Origin of the sequence: Actinomadura sp. K4S16 (assembly GCF_008327685.1) — a bacterium.
In the GTDB taxonomy this organism is placed as follows: Bacteria; Actinomycetota; Actinomycetes; order Streptosporangiales; family Streptosporangiaceae; genus Spirillospora.
Genome location: NZ_BDDE01000020.1, coordinates 228,609 through 252,979 on the forward strand (window position 1 = coordinate 228,609; position 24,371 = coordinate 252,979).

General features: G+C 72.1%; 24 protein-coding genes and 1 pseudogene. 9 read left to right on the forward strand and 16 right to left on the reverse strand.

What is annotated here, in order from left to right; genetic code table 11:
* Positions 1-3: 3 nt before the first annotated feature.
* On the reverse strand, positions 4-885 hold the full coding sequence (locus K4S16_RS32545; protein WP_235037209.1) for a serine hydrolase: 882 nt from the start codon (positions 883-885) through the stop codon (positions 4-6).
* A 68-nt stretch (positions 886-953) separates the two neighbouring features.
* Positions 954-1,727: a MerR family transcriptional regulator gene (locus tag K4S16_RS32550; RefSeq protein WP_235037210.1), complete on the reverse strand. Its 774-nt coding sequence runs from the start codon at positions 1,725-1,727 to the stop codon at positions 954-956.
* Positions 1,728-1,852: 125 nt separating this feature from the next.
* Between K4S16_RS32550 and K4S16_RS32555 the strand changes: the two genes are divergently transcribed.
* The gene (locus K4S16_RS32555; protein ID WP_149262894.1) at positions 1,853-2,095 is read left to right on the forward strand and encodes a hypothetical protein; all 243 of its coding nucleotides are present in this window, start codon (positions 1,853-1,855) and stop codon (positions 2,093-2,095) included.
* Positions 2,096-2,110: 15 nt separating this feature from the next.
* Here the strand turns inward: K4S16_RS32555 and K4S16_RS44605 are convergent, their stop codons facing one another.
* The 3 genes from K4S16_RS44605 to K4S16_RS32565 form a co-directional block, all read right to left on the reverse strand.
* Positions 2,111-2,254, reverse strand: coding sequence for a hypothetical protein (locus tag K4S16_RS44605; protein WP_160161104.1), 144 nt, complete (start codon positions 2,252-2,254; stop codon positions 2,111-2,113).
* 14 nt (positions 2,255-2,268) lie between these two features.
* Entirely contained in the window at positions 2,269-2,541 is a 273-nt protein-coding gene (locus K4S16_RS32560) for a hypothetical protein (protein ID WP_149262895.1), read from the reverse strand.
* A 159-nt stretch (positions 2,542-2,700) separates the two neighbouring features.
* Positions 2,701-3,591, reverse strand: coding sequence for a LysR family transcriptional regulator (locus tag K4S16_RS32565; RefSeq protein ID WP_149262896.1), 891 nt, complete (start codon positions 3,589-3,591; stop codon positions 2,701-2,703).
* Between the two features lie 87 nt (positions 3,592-3,678).
* On the opposite strand from K4S16_RS32565, the gene K4S16_RS32570 reads away from it, so the two are divergent.
* Both K4S16_RS32570 and K4S16_RS32575 read left to right on the forward strand, forming a co-directional pair.
* Positions 3,679-4,797 carry a diaminopropionate ammonia-lyase gene (locus tag K4S16_RS32570; RefSeq protein ID WP_200842250.1) on the forward strand — a complete coding sequence of 373 codons (1,119 nt, stop codon included), beginning with the start codon at positions 3,679-3,681 and terminating at the stop codon, positions 4,795-4,797.
* Between the two features lie 136 nt (positions 4,798-4,933).
* Complete coding sequence (locus K4S16_RS32575) at positions 4,934-5,386, forward strand: hypothetical protein (protein ID WP_149262898.1); 453 nt, start codon at positions 4,934-4,936, stop codon at positions 5,384-5,386.
* A gap of 73 nt (positions 5,387-5,459) precedes the next feature.
* Here K4S16_RS32575 and K4S16_RS32580 read toward each other — a convergent pair whose 3' ends face one another.
* Positions 5,460-6,410, reverse strand: coding sequence for a LysR family transcriptional regulator (locus K4S16_RS32580; RefSeq protein WP_149262899.1), 951 nt, complete (start codon positions 6,408-6,410; stop codon positions 5,460-5,462).
* A gap of 83 nt (positions 6,411-6,493) precedes the next feature.
* Between K4S16_RS32580 and K4S16_RS32585 the strand changes: the two genes are divergently transcribed.
* Positions 6,494-7,420 carry a Gfo/Idh/MocA family protein gene (locus K4S16_RS32585; protein WP_149262900.1) on the forward strand — a complete coding sequence of 309 codons (927 nt, stop codon included), beginning with the start codon at positions 6,494-6,496 and terminating at the stop codon, positions 7,418-7,420.
* A gap of 83 nt (positions 7,421-7,503) precedes the next feature.
* A pseudogene (locus K4S16_RS32590) lies at positions 7,504-8,310 on the forward strand (quinone oxidoreductase); the annotation flags it as partial.
* Here the strand turns inward: K4S16_RS32590 and K4S16_RS32595 are convergent.
* Together K4S16_RS32595 and K4S16_RS32600 are read right to left on the reverse strand one after the other, a co-directional pair.
* Positions 8,213-10,036 (reverse strand): catalase, encoded by a 1,824-nt coding sequence (locus K4S16_RS32595; protein WP_308800912.1) that lies wholly within the window; start codon positions 10,034-10,036, stop codon positions 8,213-8,215. The pseudogene K4S16_RS32590 and the gene K4S16_RS32595 overlap by 98 nt on opposite strands.
* A gap of 100 nt (positions 10,037-10,136) precedes the next feature.
* The gene (locus K4S16_RS32600; RefSeq protein WP_149262902.1) at positions 10,137-12,086 is read right to left on the reverse strand and encodes an AfsR/SARP family transcriptional regulator; all 1,950 of its coding nucleotides are present in this window, start codon (positions 12,084-12,086) and stop codon (positions 10,137-10,139) included.
* A gap of 57 nt (positions 12,087-12,143) precedes the next feature.
* On the opposite strand from K4S16_RS32600, the gene K4S16_RS32605 reads away from it, so the two are divergent.
* A complete protein-coding gene (locus K4S16_RS32605; protein WP_149262903.1) occupies positions 12,144-13,007 on the forward strand; it encodes an alpha/beta fold hydrolase in 864 nt (287 codons plus the stop codon).
* 75 nt (positions 13,008-13,082) lie between these two features.
* Here K4S16_RS32605 and K4S16_RS46595 read toward each other — a convergent pair whose 3' ends face one another.
* The 5 genes from K4S16_RS46595 to K4S16_RS32625 all read right to left on the reverse strand — a co-directional run bounded on the left by K4S16_RS46595 (position 13,083) and on the right by K4S16_RS32625 (position 19,985).
* Positions 13,083-13,214 carry a hypothetical protein gene (locus tag K4S16_RS46595; RefSeq protein ID WP_268843290.1) on the reverse strand — a complete coding sequence of 44 codons (132 nt, stop codon included), beginning with the start codon at positions 13,212-13,214 and terminating at the stop codon, positions 13,083-13,085.
* A gap of 82 nt (positions 13,215-13,296) precedes the next feature.
* A complete protein-coding gene (locus tag K4S16_RS32610) occupies positions 13,297-14,067 on the reverse strand; it encodes an N-acetylmuramoyl-L-alanine amidase (protein ID WP_149262904.1) in 771 nt (256 codons plus the stop codon).
* A gap of 114 nt (positions 14,068-14,181) precedes the next feature.
* Positions 14,182-14,853 (reverse strand): triacylglycerol lipase, encoded by a 672-nt coding sequence (locus tag K4S16_RS32615; RefSeq protein WP_149262905.1) that lies wholly within the window; start codon positions 14,851-14,853, stop codon positions 14,182-14,184.
* 117 nt (positions 14,854-14,970) lie between these two features.
* Positions 14,971-17,115: an MMPL family transporter gene (locus K4S16_RS32620; protein ID WP_200842251.1), complete on the reverse strand. Its 2,145-nt coding sequence runs from the start codon at positions 17,113-17,115 to the stop codon at positions 14,971-14,973.
* A 119-nt stretch (positions 17,116-17,234) separates the two neighbouring features.
* Positions 17,235-19,985, reverse strand: a complete 2,751-nt coding sequence (locus K4S16_RS32625) for an AAA family ATPase (RefSeq protein ID WP_235037211.1) — start codon at positions 19,983-19,985, stop codon at positions 17,235-17,237.
* Between the two features lie 252 nt (positions 19,986-20,237).
* On the opposite strand from K4S16_RS32625, the gene K4S16_RS32630 reads away from it, so the two are divergent.
* The gene (locus tag K4S16_RS32630) at positions 20,238-20,993 is read left to right on the forward strand and encodes an SDR family oxidoreductase (protein ID WP_149262907.1); all 756 of its coding nucleotides are present in this window, start codon (positions 20,238-20,240) and stop codon (positions 20,991-20,993) included.
* Positions 20,994-21,075: 82 nt separating this feature from the next.
* On the opposite strand, the gene K4S16_RS47000 is transcribed toward K4S16_RS32630, so the two are convergent.
* Positions 21,076-21,318 carry a DUF6411 family protein gene (locus K4S16_RS47000; RefSeq protein WP_149262908.1) on the reverse strand — a complete coding sequence of 81 codons (243 nt, stop codon included), beginning with the start codon at positions 21,316-21,318 and terminating at the stop codon, positions 21,076-21,078.
* 113 nt (positions 21,319-21,431) lie between these two features.
* Complete coding sequence (locus K4S16_RS32640; protein WP_149262909.1) at positions 21,432-22,304, reverse strand: phosphorothioated DNA-binding restriction endonuclease; 873 nt, start codon at positions 22,302-22,304, stop codon at positions 21,432-21,434.
* Positions 22,305-22,439: 135 nt separating this feature from the next.
* Here K4S16_RS32640 and K4S16_RS32645 point away from each other — a divergent pair, with 135 nt between their 5' ends.
* Together K4S16_RS32645 and K4S16_RS32650 are read left to right on the forward strand one after the other, a co-directional pair.
* Positions 22,440-23,273 carry a leucine-rich repeat domain-containing protein gene (locus K4S16_RS32645; RefSeq protein WP_160161105.1) on the forward strand — a complete coding sequence of 278 codons (834 nt, stop codon included), beginning with the start codon at positions 22,440-22,442 and terminating at the stop codon, positions 23,271-23,273.
* A 252-nt stretch (positions 23,274-23,525) separates the two neighbouring features.
* Complete coding sequence (locus K4S16_RS32650) at positions 23,526-23,783, forward strand: tyrosine-type recombinase/integrase (protein WP_235037212.1); 258 nt, start codon at positions 23,526-23,528, stop codon at positions 23,781-23,783.
* 132 nt (positions 23,784-23,915) lie between these two features.
* On the opposite strand, the gene K4S16_RS32660 is transcribed toward K4S16_RS32650, so the two are convergent.
* Positions 23,916-24,371, reverse strand: a 456-nt coding sequence (locus K4S16_RS32660; protein WP_149262911.1) for a transposase, incomplete at its 5' end; no start/stop codon positions are given.

The following is a 24,371-nucleotide window of genomic DNA, read 5'->3' on the forward strand; positions in this document are numbered from 1 at the left end:
TGGTCAGCGGGCCTTGTTCTTCCATGGCCGGGACGGGTGGTGCCTGGGGGAGGCCGGGCGCTTCGACGAGTTCAGGGTCCAGTGGACGGCGCGGGCGACGCGCTCGATCGTGCTGATCCCGTAGGCCATGGACGGGGTGTCCTGGGTGAGGACCGCGATCATGTAGTCCTCACCGTCCCCGTCGAAGCTGCCGATGCTGTGGACGCGCCAGTGTCCCCCGGGACGTGGCAGCCAGCCGTTCTTCACATGCCAGGTCACGTCGGCGGGGTGCCCGGCGGGGGTGCCCCATCGCTGCGCCGGAACGACCTCGTGCATCAGCCTCAGCGCGTACGCGCGGGCCTTGGCGGGCAGGAGCGCGTTCGGTGCGGTGAGCCGCTCCAGCAGCTTGATCTCGTCGTGCGCGGTGATCTGGGTGAGGCCCCAGCGGCCGCCGGGGTCCGGCTCGGTCTGCGTCATTTCGGCGCGGTCGAGGAAGCGGGCCATCCGGGCGTGTCCCACCGAGCGCCACAGGGCGGAGGCCGCGCCGTTGTCCGAGCGAGTGATCATCCTGCGGGCCTGCGACTTCTCGTCCGCCGTCAGCGGCCGTTCCTCGTCGACGGCCTGGCGCAGCAGCGCGCCCAGGATCGTGACCTTGACGACGCTCGCCGAGTCGTAGTGCCGTCCGGCCGCGACCGCGCAGCGGATGCCGCGCACCCGGTCGTACACGGCGACCGACTCGATGCCGGCGCGGCCGCGCAGCGCCTGCCTGATCCGGGTGCCGAGCCGGTCGGCGGCCTTCGGGGACCGGGACGACGAGCAGGGCCCGTCCGGGGCCGCGGCCCGAGCGGGCGCGGCGACCGGCATCAGGGCGGCCGCGAGTGCGAGCGCGGCGATGGAACGTGACACACGGCCACGCTAAGGATCAGGGGCGCGGGGCCGCGGCGTCCGCCGGCCGGGGTCCGGTAAAGATCGGATCAGGGAGTGGTCAGCCGGCCGAGCAGCTCGTCGATCGCGGCGCGGACCTGCCGGTCCATGGCCCGCGCGAACCCGGCCTCGACCGTGACCTGGGCCCCCGGGCGCAGCCGGGCGATGGTGTCGGTGAGGGCCCCGAGGTGCCGGTCGTCGACGGCCTCGTCCAGGCGCCCGACGACATGCGTCGTGATCAGCCGGACGAACATCGCGGCGAGGTCGTCCATGCTGCGCTGGAGCTCCTGGCCCGCCGACAGCACGGCGTCCAGCGGAACCCCCGCGCGGACGAGCGTCACCGTCGCGTCGAGCTGGCGGCGGCTCCAGTGGGTGACGCGGTCGCCGTCCACCTCGATGTGGCCGAGCTCGACGGCGCGCGCGACGGACTCCGGGCCGACCTCGCCGGGGAACAGCGCGGCCAGTTCGTCCAGCGTCATCGTCACCGGGACCTCGTTCGACCACGGGGTCGTGACCGCCTTCTCGACGCCGAGGACGGCGCCGATGTCGCGGCCCTGCTCCCACGCCGCGAGCAGCTCGCGGATGCCCTCCAGGGTGTGCCCGCGGTCCAGCAGGTTCCCGATCATGCGGAGGCGGGCGAGGTGGTCCTCGGAGTACAGGCCGATGCGTCCCTCGCGCCGGGGCGGGGGCAGCAGCTTGCGCTCCTGGTAGTAGCGCAGGGTCCGGACCGGGACCCCCGCGGCCTTGGCGAGTTCGCCGATGCGGTACTCGCGGGCGCCGGCGCCGGCATGGCCGCCCTGTTCCTCCGTCGGCTCTTCGGTCACGGCGGCCAGCATAGTTCGCGGCCGGACCCGGCCACGTCCCGTCTCGCACGGCGAGGGAACGCGTGCGCGTTCGCGCACGTCAGATCCCCCGTCGTCATCGACGACCCCTGACAGAGAGGCGAAAGATGTTGAGAACCCGTTCCGCGGCCCTCGCGCTCGTCGGCCTGGTCGCCGCGTTCGGGCTGACGGCCTGCGGTCAGGACCGCTGGTGCGAGCACGACGCGACCGACACGAAGGTCAGCGACCGCTTCTGCAAGAACAACACCCCCGGGTACGAGTGGGAGTCGGACGGCGGCGGCCACAAGAAGAAGCACTCGACGAAGCACAAGACGAGCAAGACGAGCAAGAAGACCAAGTCGCGCCACTGACCCCCTGCGCGCCGGCTATGTGACGCGCCGCACGGTCCTGGTGCGGCGCTGCCGGCGCCGGGGCGTCTCGTCGGCCGCGCGGGGCGCGTCGGCGGCGAGCAGGTCGGCGAGCGAGCGCGGGAGGATGTCCTCGCGGCGGTCGGCGAACGGTGAGCGCATGGTCCCTCCCGGGGTCAGGCGGCGGTGGTCAGGTCGGGGTAGGCCTCGCACACGGTGGTGAGCGCCCAGCGCATCCGGGCCATGAAGGTCTCTGGGTGGTCGCCCGCCTCCTGGGCGACGGCGGCGACCCACGCGGAGCTGTCCCCGCCGCAGGCCCCGAACCGGTCTTCGATCGCCGTGCGGACCTGCTCGGCGGACGGGTGGTCGGACTCCTGCAGCGGGGAGGTGAACAGGATCTCGGCGAGGTCGGACGCGGTCATCGGCGTGGGGCTCGGCGTGGTCGACATCGAACTGCCTTCCTGCTGCAGGAGACTTCCTCGTCACCCTTCTCTCTGAGTACGACTCTGCATGCCGCGCGGATTCACCGCCATAGGGGAAAACCCCGATTCTCTCCCCCGGCCGATCCTTAGGAGGTCCTAGGGGGACGTCTCTGACCTGGGCCGACCTCAGGGTCGGGCCGAGAATCCGGCCGCGAGCGCTTCGCGGAAGGCGCGCACGGCCGGGTGCGATCCGCCTCCGCGGCGGGACGCGGTGAACAGGCGCCGCGTCCGGTGCTCCTCCGGCAGCCGGACGACCGGCACCGCGGGCGGGCGGCCCTGCCACACCAGGCCCGGCAGCAGCGCGGCGGCGTGGCCGCGCTCGACCAGCCGCAGGTGCAGCAGCAGGTCCGTCGACTCGAACCGTACATCCGGCTCGAACCCGGCCTCCCGGCACAGCCGCGTCGCCCACCGCCGCGACGCCGTGCCCTCCGGCTCCATCACCCACGGGCTTTCCGCCAGGTCGCGCAGGGCGGCGTCCGGCGTCCGCGGCGGGAGGGCGAGGCGGATCTCATCCGTCCCGAACTCCTCGTGGTCGACGCCGGCGGGGCGGGGGCTCGGGTCGCCCGGGTACTCCTCGGTGATCACCAGGTCGAAGTCGCGGGCCGGCAGGGCGGGCAGGGCGCTCTCGGGCTCCCGCTGGGTGACCTCGATCCGGAGCCGCGGATGGGCGTCGCGGAGGACGCTGAGCGCGTCGGGGACGAGCGCCAGCGCGGCCGTCTGGAACGCGGCGACCCGCAGGACCCCGGTGATGCCGTGCAGGGACGCGGCGAGGTCGGCCTCCGCCCGTTCGAGGCGCTCCAGCACCGCCTCGGTGTGCGCGACGAGGATCTCGGCCTGCGCGGTCAGCCGGACGCGGCGCCCCACCGGCTCCAGCAGCGGCACCCCCGCCTCCCTCTCCAGCACGGACAGCTGCTGCGAGATCGAGGACGGGCTGTAGGACAGGGCCTCGGCGACGGCGGCGAGCGTCCCCCGGTGCTTCAGCTCGCGCAGGAGCCGGAGCCGGTGCAGGTCCAGCATGAACGCTCCATTCATCGGTATGAATGACGATTATCGCTCGGAAACATTCGCTGGACCGATCGGATGCCGTACGGCACCGTGGTCGCCATGGCCACGGCTCCCGCCTCGCTTGCCCGTTCGTCCTGGTACGCCCGCCCGGCGGCGCGCGACTGGACATGCCCGCCCGCGCCGCGCGACGTCGCCGCCTTCCATCGGACGCTGCCCGGCCACGCCCCGACGCCGCTCGTGGAACTGCCGTCCCTGGCGGCAGAACTCGGCACGCGACGGCTGTTCGTCAAGGACGAGTCGGCGCGCCTCGGGCTGCCCGCCTTCAAGATCCTCGGCGCCTCGTGGGGCGTCCACCGCGCGCTCTGCGACCGCCTGGGCCTCGCGCCTGCGGACACCTCCCTCGCGGCCCTGCGGTCCATGCGGCCGGACGTCCGGCTCGTCACGGCGACGGACGGCAACCACGGGCGCGCGGTCGCGGCGATGGCCCGGCTGCTGGGGCTTCCGGCGGACGTCTTCGTCCCGTACGGCGTCCACCCCGAGGCCGTGGCCGCGATCAAGGCGGAGGGCGCGGCCGTCACCGAGGTACCGGTCCCCTACGACGAGGCCGTGCGGACGGCCGCCGACACCGCGGCGTCCGATCCGTCGGCGCTGCTCGTCCAGGACACGGCCTGGCCCGGCTACGAACGCGTGCCGCAGTGGATCGTCGAGGGCTACTCCACGCTTTTCACCGAGATAGACGAACAACTCGCTGACGCCGGCGCCGCCCCAGCAGGTCTTGTGGCCATTCCAGTCGGAGTGGGGTCGCTGGCCCAGGCGGCTGTGACTCACTACCGCTCCGGACGGTCTGCCCCTACGTTGCTCTCCGTCGAACCCGATGCGGCGCCCTGCGTATTGGCGAGCCTCCACCAGGACAGGCCGCTGACCGTCGAGACGGGATCGACCACAATGGCGGGCCTGAACTGCGCAACTCCGTCGACCCTCGCCTGGCCCGTCCTACGCTCCGGCCTGGACGCCGCGGTAGCGGTCACCGACGCGTCCACAGCCCGCGCGGCGCGCGACCTGGCCGCTCTCGGGGTTCCGGCGGGACCCTGCGGTGCCGCCTCCCTCGCCGGCGTCCGCGCAGCTCTGACACCGGACCGTCGCCCGCTCCTAGCGTCCGGCCACGGGGAGACGATCGTCCTCTTGGTCACCGAAGGACGAGCCGCTAATCCCGCTTAGCGATATTTCGCCGAATAGGGCAGCGAATTCGACCTACGCGTCGGTAACATAACCTCACCGCATCCGCCCGGATCGGTGTGCTCTCGGCCAACGCTCCCGGTCGCGACCGGGGACGAGCAACGAGAGGGGACGCGCCATGCAGCCCACTCTGGACCAGTTCCTCACCGACCACCTCGACGAGATCACCGCCGAGGTCGCCGGGGAGATCGCCGAGCGCGTCCCCGCCTACACGCACCTGCGGCCGCGCGAGATCCTCTTCCTCGTCCGGGACGCCCTCGCCGCCTACACCGGCGCCCGCGAGACCGGCGCCGTGCTCGACGCCTTCCGCGCCCTCGGCGCCAGCGAGGCCCGCGCCGGGCACGACGTCCGCCACTTCGAGTCCGCACTGCGCACCGGCGCCCGCGTCCTCATCCGCCGCACGGCCGGCGCCGCCGCCCGCCTCTACCCGCCCACGGCCGAGTACGTCGACGTCATGGAGCAGGCGTTCAGCGCCGAGGGCCGGATCGTCCAGGCCGCCGTCGAGGGCCACCACCGCGCCGGCCGCCGCGACGGCGTGTGCCGCCTCTACACCCTCGTCTCCGAGAACTGACCCCGCACGCCCCAGCAAACGGCCCGCGTTAGTGGACTAGCGCCGCCGGACGGCCCTCTCTTTCAAGACCGATTCAGCGTTCATCGTCCTTCGTCAGGTTCTGCCCCCTACGGCTTCCCGCCGCGGCGGTGATCGAGGCGCTCCTTTGTGCGGCCTCGGCTTGGAGTAGGGCGACGAAGGCGGCCAGCGCCGGATGGCCCGCGGCGTGCTCCTTGACCACGACGTAGATCTCGCGCTGCGGGATCGGACGGACGACCGGGCGCCAGGTCAGGTCGCTGGTGGCGGTGGCGCTCAGGGCGAGTCGGGGGAGGACGGTCACGCCCAGCCCGGCGGCGACGAAGGCGACGGCCGAGGAGTAGTCGTGGGCTTCCACGGCGAAATGCGGGCTGAACCCTGCCGCACCGCAGGCGTCGAGGACGATCTCCCGGCAGAGCGTGCTGGGCGTCTCGTTGTCGATCCACGGCTCACGGCTGAGCCTGGCCAACTCCACCTTCTCCTCCCCGGCGAGCGGATGGCCGGGCGGGAGCACCACTCCGTAGGGGTCGTCGAGCAGGTGGATCGCGCGGAACCCGGCCGGCACCCCGGCGGTGCCGGGCAGCACCAGGATCTCGGCGTCGGCGCCCTCGTTGCCGAGGCCCTTGCCGAGCCGCAGATCCACCCGCACGTCCGGGAAGCGGCGGCTGAAGTCGACCATGACCGGCGGTATGAGCGCCGCTCCCGCCGTGGCGAAGTAGCGGATCACCAGGCGCCGGGTCTTGCCTGCGCGAAGGTCGGCGAGGGCGGTCTCGGCCTCGGAGATCTGGTTCTGGATCCGCTCGGCGTGAGTGGCCAGCAGCCGTCCCGCCGCGGTCGGCCGGACTCCCCGGCCGATCCGCTCCATCAGCACCGTGCCGGTTTCACGCTGGAGAGCGGCCAGGTGCTGGCTGATCGCCGAGGGCGAGTAGCCCAGGTGCGCGGCGGCGGCCTGGATAGAGCCGGTCTCCACGACGGAGCGGAGCACGATCAGCCGGTGAACATCGAGCATGAGCCGACACTACAGTGCGGCTTCATCGTCGTTAACAAATCATCGCTTGTGCTGATGCTTCTTTGGGCGGCAGCCTGATGCGCATGAATCGGCAGGTAATCGGCCTGGGCGTCATCGGCTTGGGCGCCATGGGCTCTGAGATGCTCGGTATCGCGGTCGACCATCCCGAGTACAAGGTGGTGCTGGCCGCCGACCCGGCCCGGCCGGCGCCCGCTGGCATCGCGCATACACGGGACGCCCAACGTGTGATCGACCATCCGGACATCGACGCGGTCTACATCGCCTCGCCGCCCTCGACCCATGCCGGCTACGCCGTCCAGGCGATGAAGGCGGGCAAGGCCGTCTTCTGCGAGAAACCGCTCGCCGTCGACCTCGACGAGGGCGCCGAGATGGTCTCGGTCGCCGCGGAACTCGAGGCGGTGAACGCGCTCAACTTCGTGCTCTCCGACCGCGCCGCCTCGGTCGAGGTCGGTCGGGCGCTGCGCGCCGGAGAAGTCGGCACGGTGCTGGGCGTGGACGTTCGGTTGCTGTTCCCGGAATGGCCGCGCGCCTTCCAGCGAGAAGCCGCCTGGGTGGCCGGTCGGGAGCAGGGCGGCTTCTTGCGCGAGGTCGCCTCGCACTACCTGTTCCTTACCGACCGCCTGCTGGGCCCGCTGACCCGGTCGCACACCCGGATCGACTACGGGCCCGCCGCCGAGACGACGGCGAGCGGGCTCCTGGCGGCGGCCGACGGGGTGCCGGTACGGGTGTCCGGGCAGGTGGCCGCCGGGCCGGAGACTTACGAGTGGACGCTGTACGGATCCAAGGCCTCCTACCGGATCACCGAATGGGGGCGGCTTCTCAAAGGCGACGGGGCCGGCTGGCGGGAGGTCACGCCGGACGGTCCGCGGGGTGATGAACGGACCCGGTTGACCGAGTTCGCCAGAGCGGTCCGGGGTGAGCCGACCACGTTGGCCGACTTCTCCGCCGGCCTGCGGGTACAGCGGCTCATCGAGGGCTTCCACCGGTGAAGGCGATCGTCGTCTCTTCGCCGGGCGGTCCATCGGCCCTGAAGTTCAGCGAAGTGGAGGAACCCGGGCCGACCCGCGACCAGGTGCTGGTCCGAGTCGCCTATGCCGGGGTCAACTACATCGACGTCTACCAGCGCTCAGGCGTGTATCCCCGTCCGGTGCCGTTCGTGCCCGGAGGCGAGGGCGCGGGGCAGGTGGTGGCCGTGGGCGCCGACGTGGCGGGAATACGGCCCGGGGACCGGGTGGCCTGGGAGGGCGTGCCCGGGTCATACGCCGAGTACGTCGCCGTTCCCGCGGCCAAGGCGCTCCCGATACCGGACACCGTCGCCGACGAGGTGGCCTCCGCCCTCCCCTTGCAGGGAATGACCGCGCAATACCTGGCGACCGCCTCCTACCGCATCGCCCCCGGGGACACCGTGCTGGTCCACGCCGGCGCCGGCGGGGTGGGGCTGCTGCTCACCCAGCTCGCCAAGGCCCTCGGGGCCACCGTCCTGACCACCGTCTCCTCCGCCGCCAAGGCGGCGGCCTCCCGAGACGCGGGCGCTGACCACGTGCTCGGCTACGACGGATTCGCCGCGGAAGTACGGCGGCTCACGGACGGTGCCGGAGCCCACGCGGTCTACGACGGAGTCGGCGCGAGCACTTTCGACGATTCACTGGAGGCGCTGCGGCGGCGCGGGACGCTGGTGCTCTTCGGTGCCTCCAGCGGCCAGGTGCCGCCGGTGGAGCCGCAGCGGCTGGCCCGGGCGGGTTCGGTCCTGCTGGCCCGGCCCACGCTCGCCGACTTCGTCGTCAGCCGGGCGGAACTGGAGGACCGGTTCGCCTACCTCCTCCGCCAGGTCGCCGCCGGCCGGCTCCGCCCGCGCCTCCACGCCTCCTACCCGCTGGCCGAGGCCGCCCGGGCCCACCGCGACCTCGCGGACCGTGCCACCATCGGCAAGCTCCTGCTCGCCCTCTGACTAGCGCCGCCGGACGGCTCTCGTTGGGGACGCAGTGCGTCATCTTCAGGCCGTTGACGTCCCGCGAGCCGTTCTGGCCGAGGTTCTTCAACCGCTGCTGGTCCTCGTCGGTGAGGTCCTGCCCGGGCAGCGGGCCGAGGTGCCGGACGTCGTCGGAGGAGATGCCGAGCCCCTCGCCGACGCGCAATCCCAGATCGTCCTCGACGAGGAGGAAGTGCCACACCATCCGCTCCTGGACGGGACGCGCGCACTGCGAGATCTGCGCGACGAGGTTGCGCACCAGGTCGTCGCGCTCCCACTCCTCCATCAGCAGGTAGCGCTGCCCCGCCTGCTTGTAGTCGTTCGCGCGGGCGATGCGCTTGCGGGTGAGCCGCCCCGTGATCTCCGGGCCCTGCTCGTCGTGCGTCGGGTACTCGTCCTCGCGCAGGCCGCCGGTGATGGACGGCTCGTAGTTCACGTGGGGGTTCGAGCCGCCGGCGTCCACGTGGTACGTCATCTGCCCGTCGCGCTGGTTCGTTCGCACATGGGCGCCCTTGGCGCGGTTGACGGGCAGTTGCAGGTAGTTCGGGCCGACCCGGTGGCGCTGGGTGTCGCTGTAGGAGAACGTCCGTCCGACGAGCATCTTGTCGTCGGAGAAGTCGAGCCCGTCGACCAGGACGCCCGTGCCGAACGAGATCTGCTCGTTCTCGGCGAAGGTGTCCTCCACGTTGCGGTCGAGGACGATCCGCCCGACCGGCTTCGGCGGGAAGTCGTTCTCCGGCCACACCTTCGTGTCGTCGAGGGGATCGAAGTCCAGCTCCGGATGCTCGTGGTCGTCCATCATCTGGACGACCAGCTCCCACTCCGGAAAATCCCCGCGTTCGATGGCGTCCTTCAGATCCCTCGTCGCGTGCCCGAGGTCGTCGGCCTGCACCGCGGCCGCGTCCTCGGCCGTCATGCTGCGCACGCCCTGCTTCGGCATCCAGTGGTACTTCACGAGCTTGGTCTCGCCCGCCTGGTTCACCCACTTGTAGGTGTTCACGCCGAAACCCTGCATGTGCCGGTAGTCGGCCGGGATGCCGCGCGGGCTGAACAGGTTGACGAGCATGTGCATCGACTCCGGCGTCTGCGACATGAAGTCGAAGATGCGCGCGGGCTCCTGGCGGAACGTCACCGGGTCGGGCTTGAGCGCGTGGATGACGTCGGGGAACTTGATGGCGTCCCGGATGAAGAAGACCGCCAGGTTGTTGCCCACGAGGTCCCAGTTGCCGTCCTCGGTGTAGAACTTGATGGCGAACCCGCGCGGGTCGCGGGCCGTCTCCGCCGAGTCGCGCCCGCCGATGACCGTGGAGAACCGCAGCGCGATCGGCGTGCGCTTGCCCTCTCCCTGGAAAAGGGCGGCGCGGGTGAAGTTCGTGACCGGCTCGTCGCCCCACTTCCCGTACGACTCGAAGAACCCATACGCCGTCACGCCGCGCGCGTGGACGACCCGCTCCGGGATGCGCTCGCGGTCGAAGTGGCTGATCTTCTCAAGGAACTGATAGTTCTCCAGGGTGGCCGGGCCCCGGGAGCCGACCGTGCGCTGGTTCTGGTTGTCGTAGACCGGGTGGCCCTGCCGGTTGGTCAGCACCGGACGGTCGTCCCCCGGCTGTGGCCCCATGCTCGCAACGTCCGTCACGACGCCTGTCTCCTCTCGCAGTTCTCGCTGGCGCCCTACCCGGCGGGGGAACGGCGAAGGTCTGCGCCAGGTAAACCCTGCGAAGAGGCCGGGGACCGGGTCATTCGCCGAGGGCGGCGGCGAGGTCGTCCAGGTGGCGGGAGACCGGGCCGAGGGTGAGCAGCCCGCTCTGCGCGCCCGCCAGCTCGCCCGCGGCCGGGGCGAGCTCGCCATGCGCGCGCCGCATCGCCGCATGGTCGCCGACGGCGATGGCGGCCTGCGCGGTGAGGCACCACAGCGCCTCGAACATCAGGTCCCGGGGCGGGTCGGGGACGTCCCGCAGCGCCGCGGCGGCCTCGCCGGGACGGCCGCGCGCCAGCAGCACCAAAGGGCGCGCCCAGGGCAGGTAAGGTCCCCAGTCGGCCGGCTCGGTCCGCGCGGGCCGCCGGTGCTGGACGCACAGGCACAGGAGGGCGAGCGGCAGCAGACCGCCCTCAAGCCCAGGCATCCCGCAGCCCCGCATGTTCTCGGCGGCGCCACGGTAGGCGTCCTCCACCTCCTCGAACGAAACCTCACCGGACGCGGCGAGCCGCAGAGCCCGGTACCAGGTCGTGAACACGCCGACCAGCGGGCGCTCGTGCCGCTCGGCCAGGCCGTCGGCGGCGGCCGCGTGCCGGTCCGCCCCGCCGAAGTCCCCGAGCGCGCCGCGGGCCTGGAGCCGGACGAGATGCCCGAGCACCTCGTAGCTCGACAGGCCGCCCCGCACCGCCAGGTCCACCAGCTCGGCGCCGATCCCGTCCCGGCGCGGCGCCAGCCCCGCCCGGTCGAACGCCTGCATGAACGCGCCGTTCAGCGCGAACGCCAGGAGGGCCGGATCGTCCAGGTCGCGGGCGATCCGCTCCGCCTCCCGCGCCGCCTCGCGCCCCCGGTCGCCGCGGGCGCCGCGCGACTCCAGCGCGATCGTGGCCAGGAGCCGGGCCCGCGCGGCCTCGTGCCCGCGCGGCAGCCCGGCGAGGGCGCGCTCCGCCGCCGCGACCACCCCGGCCGCCTGGCGCGGATCGTCCGACCTCGTCCAGATCGCCGGGACGTCGAAAGCGCCGATCACCCGGGCGGTCAGCTCCGCGTCGCCCAGTTCCTCGGCGGCCGTGATCGCCGCGAGGCGCTGCTCGCGGGCCGCCTCCAGGCCCCCGGCGCCGGTCACCGCGAGGTTCCGCAGGAGCCCGACCGTCGACTCCAGCCGGGCGCGCGACCCGGACGCGACCGTGCGGTCATACGCCTCCGCCGCCTGCGCCCACACGCGCGACGCCGCGTCCCGGGAGGGTTGCAGGTGGTCGGCCTGGCGGAGGATGTCCTCCTCTAGGCGGCGCAAGGCTGGGCTGGGGTCCAACCCCAGTTGCTCGACCAGAAGCGTACGGGCCCTATGGAGCACGGCCAGCGCATCACCTTGGCGGCCCGTGCGGTACAGGGCGAGCGCCAGTAGGCGCCAGGCGTCCTCGCGCCAGGGATGCTCGGCGACGTGCGCGTCCAGGTCCGGTACGGCCTCGGCGGCCATACCTTGCGCGAGCCGCGCTTCTGCCCTCCGCTCGATGGCGCGCAGCCGCAGTTCGGCCAGCCGGGAGTGCTCCGCCCGCGCCCACGGCTCGTCGGCGAACTCGGCGTAGGCGGGGCCGCGCCACCAGCCGAGCGCCTCGTCCAGCGCCTCTGCCAGCTCCGCGGGTGGACGGTCGGAGGCCACGACCCGCTCGAACCGCCAGGCGTCCACGGCGTCCGGGGCGGCGCGCAGCGCGTATCCCGGCCCCTCGGTGACCAGCAGCCGGGGCGGCGTGCGCGGTGGGCGGCCGGGTTCGAGGACGCGCCGCAGGGCCGCCACGAAGGTGCGGACGGCCCCCACCGCGTCCGACGGCGGGTCGATCCACAGATCGTCCACGATCCGGGACACCGGGACCACGCGCCCGCGCGCGATGAGCAGCCGGGCCAGGACGGCGCGGTGCCGCGGCCCCTTGAGGGCGATCGCGTTCCCGGCCCCGTCCCAGGCGGTCACCGGCCCGAGCACCCCGAACAGGACCTCCACGCCCACCACGGTATAGCGCTCATCGGATGCTCATCCGCGCCCGGCAGCCTGGACGGCATGCCAACGATCAGCGATTTCGACTACCAGCGCGTCCCCGTCGCCGAGGGCGTGTCCCTCAACGCGGCGGTCGGCGGATCGGGCTCCCCGATCGTGCTGCTGCACGGCTTCCCGCAGACCCACCTGATGTGGCGGCACGTCGCCCGCGACCTCGCCGCCGACCACACGGTCATCGTCCCCGACCTGCGCGGGTACGGCGAGAGCGACAAACCGTCCGACGGCTACTCCAAGCGGACCATGGCCGCCGACATCGCCGCCCTCGCCCGCGCCCTCGGCCACGACCGCTTCGCCCTCGCCGGCCACGACCGCGGCGCGCTCGTCGCCTTCCGCGCCGGCCTCGACCATCCCGACACGATCACCCATCTGGCCTGCCTGGACGTCCTGCCGACCCTGGACATGTGGGACGTCATGCACGGCGCCTCGGCCGCCGTGGGCTTCCACCTGTACCTGATGGCGCAGCCGCCCGGCCTGCCCGAGCAGCTGATCGCGGGGGCGTCGGACGCGTTCTTCGGCCACTTCCTCGACGTGTGGACGAACGACCCGGCCGCGATCCCGCCCGACGTCCGCGCCGCGTACCTGGACGCCTGCCGCGCCGCGATCCCCTCGATCGTCGCGGACTACCGCGCCTCCGCGGGCGTCGACGTCGACCACGACCAGGCCGACCGCGACGCCGGCAACCGTCTGCGGATGCCGGTCACCGTCCTGCAGCAGGACTGGGGCGCAGCCCTCGGATACGACGCCGTCGCGCTGTGGGGCGCCTGGGCGGCCGACCTCCAGCACGAGACGGTCACCTGCGGCCACTTCATGGCCGAGGAGGCGCCCGCGCAGGTGGCCAAGCACCTCAGGGCGCTCCTGGCCCGATAGGGCGGGACGTGCGGGGCGGCCCGGCTGTGCGAAGCCCCTGCCTGATCAGGGCCCTGCCTGATCAAGGCCTTGCGCCTACCAGGACCAGGGCGGGCCGCCCTGCGTCGCCGCCCACACCCACACGTAGATGATGAAGCCGGTCGCGACAAGCCCCAGCAGGAGTTCCCAGTTGGGCGGCGACTCGCTCCGTCCACGCCTACGGCTCATGGCGATCCGTCCGTTCGTCCGGTGTGCTCTATGAGATGGACCTAGCCGGATGCGTCCCGGTGAATCCCCGTAAAAGGCAAACTCACCGCAGATAGTGCTCGAAGCCCTGCGCCAGCGACTCGGCCATCCGCTGCCTGAACGCGGCATTCGACATCTTCGCCGCGTCACCCGGGTCTTGCATGTTCCCGCATTCGATGAACACGACCGGGACGGTGGACATGTTCAGCCCGCCGAGGTCGTCCCGCCGGTCGAGTCCGTTCTTCCCGACATAGTTGGCGTAGGGCACGTCCGTCCCGGCTCGGTAGGCGTCGCGGACCGCCTTCCCCAGCCGGGCGGACGGGGCCACGATCCCTTTGTTCCCGCCCACGGGCAGCGGCAGGATGACGTGGAACCCGTGCTTGCCCGCCGGGACCCCGTCGCCGTGGATCGACAGCGCCGCGTCGGCGTGCGCGCGGTTCCCGATCGCCGCCCGCTCCGTGACGCAGGGCCCGACCCCGGTGTCGCTGTCGCGCGTCAACCTCACCGTGGCGCCCTTGGCCCGCAGCACCTTCGCCAGCCGGTTCGACACGTCCCAGGTGAAGGCGTGCTCGGCGTAGCCGTTCGCGGTGGCGGTGCCGGTCGTGTTGCAGGCCTTGTAGCCGTTCCCCACCCAGACCTTCTTGTTGATCACTTCGGGATGGGCGGCGTTCCCGCCGTTGTGCCCGGGATCGAGCACGATGACCTTTCCGCGGAGTTCTGAACCGCCCTTCGCGGACGGTGCCGGCTTGCTCCCCGCGACGGCCGGACCGTGGCAGGCGACCAATCCCAGGCAGAGCAGTCCGGCGCCCACGAGCTTCCACGGACGCTTTTCCACAGGACTGCCTCTCCCTCGACTGCGGCCTTCCACCCCGGATTTCTGCACCTGCCTCCCCGACGCTAAACGGAACGGGCGGGAGGTCGCCCCTCCCGCCCGTTGCGTTTCCTGGACTCAGCTCTTCGTGAACTGCGCGATGGCGCCGAGCACCACCGCGTCGGTCAGGTAGCCGAGGTGGGTCTGGCAGGGCACGTAGTGGTTGTTAGCGCCGTCCAGACGGGTGCTGGTGTAGGGGATGATGATGCCGTCGCAGGGCGAGTACCAGGTGGCGTACTGCGTGCTGCCGGGCGTCTCGTCCCCCGCGCTGATCTGCTGGATGAACGTCGACCCGGGGAGCATCTGCCGGCACGTCTCGAAGATCGTGCAGGCGCTCGCGTAGGTCGTCCCGTGGTTGGCGCCCGCGATCGACGCCAGGTGCGCCACGTTCGGGTTCCCGTTCAGCACCTTCAGGTAGTACTGGCTGACCAGGCCGCCCATGGAGTGGTTGACGATGTCGACCTGGGACGCGCCGGTCCGCGACTTCACCTGGCTCACGTACGACGCGAGCCCCGCCGCGTTCTGCTTGTTGTCCCCGTAGGAGTTGTACTCGTACGCGAACAGCTGGTCGCTGCTGTAGCCCGCGGCGCGGAACACCGACATGGCGGTGATCCAGTTGGACGCGCTGCCGGTGTACCCGTGCACGAACACGACCGGCCGCGGTCCGGCGGCCTGCGCCGGCGCGAGACCGACTCCGAACGCCGCCAGCGCCGCGATCAACGCGGCGAGGGAGCCGAGAAGCCTTCTCATGGAACCTCCAGGGGTGGGACGAGCCAACGCCCGGAGTCTGATCGCCTCCGCCCCCGCGGGCATCGGCGAAATCACCGGCCTTCGCGGACGCCGCGGCGGGCGGCCTCTCGGGTCGGGTCACGCGCCCAGGTTCGGCAGGATCCGCGCCAGGCGGCGGGGGAGCCACCAGTTGGCCTCGCCCACCAGCACCATCAGCGACGGGACGAGCACGAGCCGCACGACCGTCGCGTCCAGGATGACGCTGAACGCGAGCCCCACGGCGAGCATCTTGATGGCCACGGTGGGCGTCACGGTGAAGCCCAGGAACACCAGCGTCATGATCAGCGCGGCGCTGGAGATGACGCGTCCGGTGATGGCGAGGCCGGTGCCCACGGACTCGGTGTTGTCACGGGAGACCCGCCACGCCTCCGCGATCCGGGAGAGCAGGAAGATCTCGTAGTCCATGGACAGCCCGAAGACGATCGCGAACATCATCATCGGCACGTAGGACTCGATCGGCACCGGGCCGGGCAGGCCGAGCAGCCCGTCCCCCCAGCCCCACTGGAAGGCCGCGACCAGCGCGCCGTAGGACGCCGCGGTCGTGAGCAGGTTGAGGACGACGGCCTTGAGCGGCACCAGCAGGCTCCGGAACACGACCATCAGCAGCAGGAACGCCGCCACCAGCACGATCCCGATGATGATCGGCAGCCGCGCCTCGACGGTGTCGCGGAAGTCGAACCCGCCCGCGACGGCGCCGGTGACGTACCCCTTGGCCCCCGTGCCGGCGAGGGCGTCCGGCAGCGTGCGCTCGGTCAGCGCGGCGAACAGCTCGCCGGTCGCCGCCGTCTGCGGACCGGTGGCCGGCGTCACCGTCGTGACCAGGATCTTCTTCTCCAGGCCCGGCGCGGGCGGGGTTAAGGAGGCGATCCCCGGCGTGTCCCGGAGTTCGCGGTCGAGGCCACCGGTGATCTGGTCCGCCGACGCGGTCGCGCGGCGCCCGTCGACCACGAGGGAGAAGGTGCCGTTGGCCCCGGGCCCGAACCCCGGCCCGCTCGCGCCCGCGATCCAGTCGTAGGCCGTGCGGGTCGTGCTGCCGACGGGATCGGCCCCCTCGTCGACGTGCCCCAGCCGCATCCAGAAGAGCGGCACCGACATCAGCGCCAGCAGCCCGGCCCCCGCGATCAGGAACGGCCACGGCCGCCGCGAGACCAGCCTTGCGTAGCGGAGCCAGCGGTCCCGCTTGCCCGACGACTCGGCGACGGGACGGCGCACGCGGAACCGGTCGACGCGGTGCCCGAGCAGCGCCAGCGCCGCCGGCGTCAGCGTCAGGGCCGCGGCGGACGCGACGGCGACCCCGACGGCCCCGGCGAAGCCGAGCTTGCCGACGAAGGCGAGCCCGCCCGCGTACAGGCTGAGCAGGGCCACCGCCACGGTGATCGCCGCGATCAGCACCGCGTGCCCGGCGGTCGCGGTGGCCCGCACGGCCGCCTCCCGGGGGCGCCCGCCGTCCATCAGGTCCTGCCGGAACCGCGTGATCAGGAACAGCGCGTAGTCGACCCCGACGCCCAGCCCGATCATGATCGCCAGCCCCGTCGCCGAGGTGCCGAACGTCACCACGCCCGCGATCATGCCCAGGACGCCGATGCCCGTCCCGACCCCGACCAGCGCGGTGCCGATCGGCAGCAGCGCGGCCAGGACGCTGCCGAACGCGAAGAGCAGGACCAGCAGGGCGGCGCCGAGAGCGACCGCCTCGCCGAAGGGCTGGACGGGAGGCGGGCGGACGACCTGGTCCAGGCCCCCGCCGTACGCGACCCCGACGCCGTCCGCGCGAGCGGGCTCGGTGGCCTGGTCGAGCCGGCGGGTGTAGGGGTAGCCGAGGGTCATCAGGTCCACGTCGAAGGACACGACCGTGTAGGCCGTGCGGCCGTCCGCGCTGGTCACCAGGCCGGACGCGGTAATGACGTGGGGCAGCGTCTTCAGGGCGGCGATGGTCTGCCCGACCGCCCGCCCGCGGTCGGCGATCGTGCCGGAGCCGACATGGAACACGACCTTGCCGGTCGGCCACGCGGCCGCGGGGTCGGTGGTCCTGAGCAGTTCCGCCCCGACGGCCGACGGCGTCTCCGGCAGGCTGACCTCGTCGTCGTAGGTGGCGTTGACGGCCCTCTGCCCGCCCAGCGCCGCGCCCAGCAGCACGAGCCAGGCCACGAGCACCCAGACCGGGCGGCGCGCGCAGAACGCCCCGATGCGGGCCATCGCAGAGCCGAGCGGCGCAGCCGAAGCCACAGGACCCCCAGAAAGCCGACAGACCTACCCGCAGTCATGCCGCCCCCCTTGCGCCCTAGTCGCGACCGGCGCGTTCTTGGACGATCGCTGCACGTCCCATGACCTCGCCGGGGTGCCGGTCAGCGCTCACCATCGACCAGAAGGCTCGCGGGGGCGCCGCCGCGCTGGAGCTGCTTGCGCGAGGTGATCCCGAGCTTGCCGAACGTCTTGCGCAGGTGCCATTCCACGGTGCGCGGGCTGATGAACAGCCGGGCCCCGATCTCCGGATTCGTCAGGCCCTCCCGGACGAGCCGGACGATCTGCGCCTCCTGCGGCGTGAGCTCGCTCGCCGCCTCGCCGGCCCGTTTGCGGACGTTCTCCCCCGTGGCCTGCAGCTCGCGGGCCGCCCGCTTGGCGAAGGCGTCCATCCCCATCACGGTGAACGACTCGTGGGCGATCCTGAGCTGCTCGCGCGCGTCCCCCTTGCGCCCTTCGCGGCGCAGCCACTCGCCGTACAGGAGGTGGGCGCGGGCCAGTTCGCCGCGCACACCCGTCCGCCCGAGCAGGTCGATCGCCTCGCGGTGCCGGTCCTCCGCCGCCGTGCCGGTGCTGAGGAGGGCCCGCGAGCGCGCGTGGACGCCCAGCGCCCAGTCCGTCCCGGCCGGGACCGTCACCTCGGTGAGCCGCCGGAGGGCCGCTGCGGCGCGTTCGGGCTCACCGCTCCCGGCCGCCGCCTCGATGTACTCCACCAGCGCCCAAGGTGCGCTCCCCACGTCCGCCGGACGGTCCTCCCCGGCCTCCGGGACGGCGGCCAGCGCCTCCTCGTACCGGCCGAGGCCGTTGGCCAGCAGGGCCTCGGCCCACGCGCCGACCGTGAGCCCGTTCCCCTCTCCCCGGCGCACCGCCTCCGCCGCGACGGCCCGCCGCAGCGCCGCGCCCTCGGCCTCGCGGCCCCGCCAGGCCGACACCAGCAGCGCGCCGTACGGCGGCGCGGGGCTCCCGATCGCCTCGGAGAGCGCCGCGACCTCCTCGACCAGCCCCTCGGCGGCGGCCAGGTCGCCCGCGAACACGTCCACGGCGATCCGCTGGGTCAGCGCGAGAGGCAGCGCCGTGGTCTGCCCGGACTCCCTCGCGAGCCGGACGTGCCGGGCGGCGAGCACGTCCCACGTCTCCAGATCCCACAGCGCCGCGGCCATGATCCCCGCCGGCCAGAGCCAGCGCAGCCCGTCCTCCTCCGACAGGCCGGGGCCGCGGAAGATCCGCATCGCGGCCGTCAGGGCCGGCGCCCCGGCGGCGAGGCCCTCGGTGATCCGCAGCGCCAAGCCGTCCAGCAGGAGATCGGCCGGCCGCGGCGGCTCGGGCGGCGGCGGAGCGGACCGCGCGGCCGCCGCCTCGACCTCCCCGGCGGCCCCGTCCGGCGGCGGCCCGGCGAACAGCGCCGCGTTGATCGCCTCCAGGTACGTCTCGCGCGCCGTCGCTGGGTCCTGCGGAGCCAGCCGCCGGGCCGCGTCGAGCAGCATGCGCGGAGCCTCACGGCCCCGGTCCATCGTGAAGGCGATCTGCGCCCGCAGCAGTTCGACCTGGCCGCGCCGCCCCTGATCGAGGGGGACGGCCTCCGCGACCGACAGGAGCCTGAGCGCCGTCTCCGGAGACCCGGCCTGGTGCGTCACCCGCGCGGCGGCCAGCGCGCGCTGCTGCCGCCGGACGTGGTCGGGCGTCAGCTCCACCGCCCGCGCGAGGAACGCGGCCGCCGCGGCCAGCCCACCGCGCGCCTGCGCCCGGCCGGCGGAACGCTCCAGCTCCGCCGCGACCTCCTCGTCCGGGGCCTCCGCGCCCTGCGCCGCATGCCACACGCGGCGCTCGGGCTCGTGCTCCGGATCGGTGACCTCGGCCAATACGCGATGCGTGGCGCGCCGGTCCTCCGGCGACGCCGCCCAGTACACGGCGGAGCGCACCAGCGGATGCCGGAACCGCACCCGGTCGTCGATCTCGACGAGCTGCGCCTCGACGGCCGGCGACGCCGCCTCGAGCCCGATCCCGAGCCGGTCGGCGGCCCGCCACAGCAGGACCGGCCGCCCGCCCGGCTCCGCCGCCGCGACCAGCAGCAGCCGCCGCGTCGGCTCCGGCAGCTCCTCCAGCCGCCGCTGGTAGGAGACCTGGAGGAGGCTTGCGAGCGCCCCGATGTCCGGTACCCCGTATCCGCCCGCGAGATGCTTCAGGGTCGCTTCCTTAGGCAGCTCAAGGAGGGCCAGCGGATTGCCCCGCGTCTCGGCCACGAACCGGTCGAGCACCTGCTCGTCCATCGTGCCCGGCATGGAGGTGCGGACCAGTTCCCGCGCGTCCTCGTGCGGCAGGCCCGTGACCGTCATCTCGGGCAGTCCGGCGAGATCGTCCTCGGGCTGCCTCGCCGCGAAGACCACCCCGACCGACTCCGTGTGCAGCCTCCGGGCCGCGAACGCCAGCGCCTGCACCGACGCCCGGTCGAGCCAGTGGACGTCGTCCACCAGGCAGAGGAGGGGACGTTTATGGGCGGCCTCGGCGAGAAGGCCCAGGATGGCCAGGCCGACCAGAAAGCGGTCGGGCACGCGTCCGGAGCTCAGCCCGAGCGCGGCGTGCAACGCCTCCTGCTGGGGAGCGGGGAGCGCTGCGAGCCCGTCGGAAAGGGGGGCGCAGAGCCGGTGCAGGCCCGCGAAGGCCAGCTCCGTCTCGGACGGCACACCCGTGACCCGCACCGTCCGCATCCCGGGCGCTCGCTCGGACAGGTACTCCAGCAGGGCCGTCTTCCCGATTCCGGGTTCGCCGTGGAGCACCAGGGCCCGGCTCTCACCACCGCGGACCCCGTTCAGGAGCGCGTCCAGCTCCGCGCACTCCCCGCGTCGACCTCGTAGCACCGGCACCCACCCGATCGGTTCGTCCCTATCTGTAATACCTGGTCGGACCGCATTACGGGAGTGCGAGGACGTTCCGATCCCCTGGGGCCCCGTTCCGCCGTTCCCGGGGATCCCCCAGTGACCAGGCCAGGGTCACACCCTGGTTCCCTCCGGGGCTAGTCCGGTGACAGTAGAGGTGAAGGCGAAAAGCGGACACGCACTGCACGCCCCGGCCGCCTGACCGTGCGGCCACTCAACGAGAAGGGCTCCCTCATGAAGATCGTCGTCATCGGCGGCACCGGCCTGATCGGGTCGAAGCTGATCGCGAACCTGACCGCGCAGGGCCACGAGGCCGTCCCCGCCGCGCCGAACACCGGCGTCAACACCCTCACCGGCGAGGGCCTCGCCGACGTCCTCACCGGCGCCTCGGTCGTGGTCGACGTGTCGAACTCCCCGTCCTTCGAGGACGAGGCCGTCCTGAACTTCTTCGAGACCTCGACCGGAAACCTGCTCGCCGCCGAGGAGAAGGCGGGCGTCGGCCACCACGTCGCCCTGTCGATCGTGGGCGCGGAGCGCCCGCCGGCACGCGGCTACTTCACCGCGAAGATCGCCCAGGAGAGCCTGATCGAGAAGTCGCCGATCCCGTACTCGATCGTCCACGCGACGCAGTTCTTCGAGTTCACCAGGGCCATCGCCGACGAGGCCACCGCCGACGGCAAGGTCCGCATGGCCCCGGTCTTCTACCAGCCCATGGCAGGCGACGACGTCGCCGAACAGGTCGCCCGCGTCGCGACCGGCTCCCCCGTGAACGGCCGCGTCGAGATCGCCGGCCCCGACCGCTACCGCATGGACGACTTCTTCCGCGAGGCCCTGGCCGCGTGGAACGACCCCCGCGAAGTCGTCACCGACCCGAACGCCCACTACTTCGGCGCTCCCCTGGAGGAGCACAGCCTCGTCCCCCTGGGCGAAGCCACCCTGGGCAAGCACCACTACAACACCTGGCCCGGCCGCCTTCAGTCCCCGAAGTAACCGCACCCTCCCAGCGAAGCGTCGCCGCCCGCCTGGGGGCAGGGCGGGCGGCGAAGGACGTCATGGCTCTACGGGCTCGGGGTTAGAACGGGGAGCGGCTGCGGGCGCGCCGTCCGGCCTCGCCGCTGCGTCCCACGGCACGCGAGGAGCTGCGGAACGGCTTGCTCAGCAGCCGCCCGAGGCCGCCAGGGGCCGAAGAGCCCGCACGTGATCCCACGCCCAGCGCGCGTTGGGTGCCCCGCTGCGGATGCCGGGAGAGCCTCGGCAGCAGGAACGCCAGAACCAGCAGAACCGCACAGACCCCTACGATCGCGACGATAACCATGAACTCCGCCCTTTCAGCTGCTTACCGGTCGGAGCCGCTTTACCCGCACTAGACCCGGACATGCAGCCGCCCATGCAAAGCCCGTAGCGGGCTCCCCGGTGCCGGACCCGATCTCATGCCGCCCGGGCGGGTGAACGGAACACCTCGCGGGCGTGCCAGGCGATGTGCTGCTCGTCCACGTCGGGGAAGGCGTTCTGCGGCGCGGTGATGGGACGTCCGACCAGGGCGTGGACCTGGTCGCGCGCGGCTGGCCCGCGTCCGACGAAGTGCGCCGACACGGTCACCCGCCGGTCGTCCGCTATGCCGAGAGCGCCTTTGTCGAAGAGCTTGTGGTGCAGCGCGCACAGGCAGATGCCATTGCTGATGTCGTCGGGCCCGTCGAACGCCCACCACCGGACATGCGCGGCGTCCAACCCGACCGCGGTCCCGTTCAGCCACCCGTCATAACCGCAGAACGCGCACTGGTACTCGTAGGCGACCATGACCTGTTCGCGGAAGGCCCGGTCGCGGCGCCGCGGGACCGCGGCCTCGATCGTCTCCAGGTCGATCCCGGCGGCCGCGCAGATGTCCTCGTGGAGGGAGGGCTCGAAATTGACGTCCAGGATGGCGCGGCACAACTGCGGCAGCAGTCGCGGATCACGGCGCAGATCGGCCGCCAGTTCACCGGTCAACCGGCCCCGCGCGGCCTGAGCGCGCAGGGCACCGACCCGAGGGCCCGGACTGGCTCCTCCATCGGCGGTCTCCACCTCCCACAGGCCGTCGCTGGTCAGATGATGGAACGGGTAAGCGGGACTGGTGGCCCGAGGCGGACCGAACTCCCGCAGCAGACCGGCAAGATGCTCCTCGACCTCGCTGTAGAAGATCGGGGCATCACCGCACCGCTGGAAGTACCCCAGCGCGTACAGCAAGAGCAGAGGCTTGTGCGGCGCCCGCTCTCCACCCCGCGACCACCGCCGGACGCGCGTGACCCGTTCAACCCAGTCCACGCCCGGCACCCTACGGCCCGGACCGCCAGAGAAGACAAGGCCGCGAACCTCGTTCTACGGTCGGCGGCATAGAACGGGTGGATGACTCTCTGGCCACGTCCGCTCAACCGACGACCGCGCACGGAGGGGGCAGGAGTGCCGTTTCAGGATTTCCATGGAGTGCATCAACGCGTCCAGGAAGCCGCCGAGCGCCATCCGGCCGTATTGGACCTGACCGGACTCGGCTTGGAGACCGTCGCGGGGCCATTGGGCGATCTGGCGTCCGTCAGGCGCCTGAACCTCGCGTCCAACAGGCTGACCTTGCTACCGGAGTGGCTCGGATACCTCACCGCTCTCCGCCATCTGGACCTCACCGGCAACAGCTTGAGCACCCTCCCGGAGACGTTGAACAACCTCACCAGCCTCAACCAATTGCACCTTGGTCGGAATCGGTTGACCGCCCTCCCGGAGAACCTGGGCGACCTCACCGCTCTCACCCACCTGTACCTCCACGAGAACCAACTGACCCGACTGCCGGAGACACTGGGAAACCTCACCGCCCTCAGACGCCTGAGCTTGAGTTGCAACCGCCTGACCGTCCTGCCGGACCGGCTGGGCGATCTCACCGCCCTCACCTACCTGAATCTCAGCGACTGCCGGTTGACCGCGGTCCCCGAATGGGTGGCCGGCCTCAGTGCACTGACCCACCTCGACCTTGGAGGCAACCACCTCACCGAGTTGCCCGAATGGCTGGGGAACCTCACCGGTCTCACCCACCTGACGGTGAGTTCGAACCGGCTGGCGGCACTGCCGGACCGGCTCAGCGCCCTCACCGCCCTCACCGACCTGAACCTCCTGGACAACCCCCTCGATGACCTGCCCGAGTGGGTGGACGAACTGCCCGCCCTGACCGAGCTGAAGTTCCGGGGAATGTACGGCTACTTCGATTGCGAGCCAGGCTTCCCGATGCCCGGAGAGTCATCTCGCTAGGTCACCTGAACCGGGGAGGGCGCCGTAGGAGGTGAACCACCTCCCGACCATTTCAAGTGTCATCCCGACCGGTGGAGCGGCACAGGCTCGGCCGAGAACCTGGCGCTGCGGGGGTCGCGCTTGTCACCGAAGTCGTGGGTGAGGATGCCGTAGAGCGCCACCGTGAGGCTTCAGCCACTTCCCGAGGAAGCGATGGGGGCAAGAGATCTGGCACTCGGCCCTGGCCGCCGCCGACCGCAACTTCAGCCCACCATGCGCGACCCACACCCCGCCCACGCCTCCTGGCTCCTGAACGGCGGCGCCGACCTCCAAGTGGTGAAGGAACGCCTAGGCCACGCCTCCATCGCCACAACCGCGCACTACCCACAGAGCGGCCCTGGAAGCGTTCGCCAGAACCCGCAACCGCTCAACCGACCTGCGACCCGTCCCCCGTATCGACTTGTCGACGCAGGCCATAATCATGCTGCGGCGCCGTCCGGGCACCGAAGCACGAGGGAGCGACATGGCTGAGGTGCTGGTTTTCCACCACGGACAAGGACTGACGGTCGGCGTCCTTGAGTTCGCCGAGCAGCTGCGACGGGCCGGACACACCGTCCACGTCCCGGACCTGTTCGAGGGTCAGACATCCCTGGAGGTTGGATGTCAAGCGGCGAGGTCGTGGTCGTGGTGTGACCAGGCGGTTGCCCGGTCGTAGAGGGTGTGGGTTTTGAGGCAGCCGTGCAGGATGCCGACCAGGCGGTTGCCGACCTGGCGCAGGGCGGCGTTGTGGCCGATGTCGCGGGCTCTGAGCCGGTCGTAGTAGGCGCGGACGTGCGGGTCGTGCAGCAGGGCGCAGGACGCCTGCATGTGCAGGGCGTCGACGAGGCGGTCGTTGTGGACGAACCGGGCGTGGACGGTGCGCATCTTGCCCGACTGGCGGGTGATCGGAGACGTTCCGGCGTAGTTCTTGCGTGCCTTCGCTGAGGCGTAGCGGCCTTGGGCGTCTCCGAACTCGGCGAGCACCCGGGCACCGAGGATCACGCCCACTCCGGGCTGGGAGAGGATGATCTCAGCGTCCGGGTGCCGACCAAAATGCGCCTCGACCTCGCCCTGGAGGGT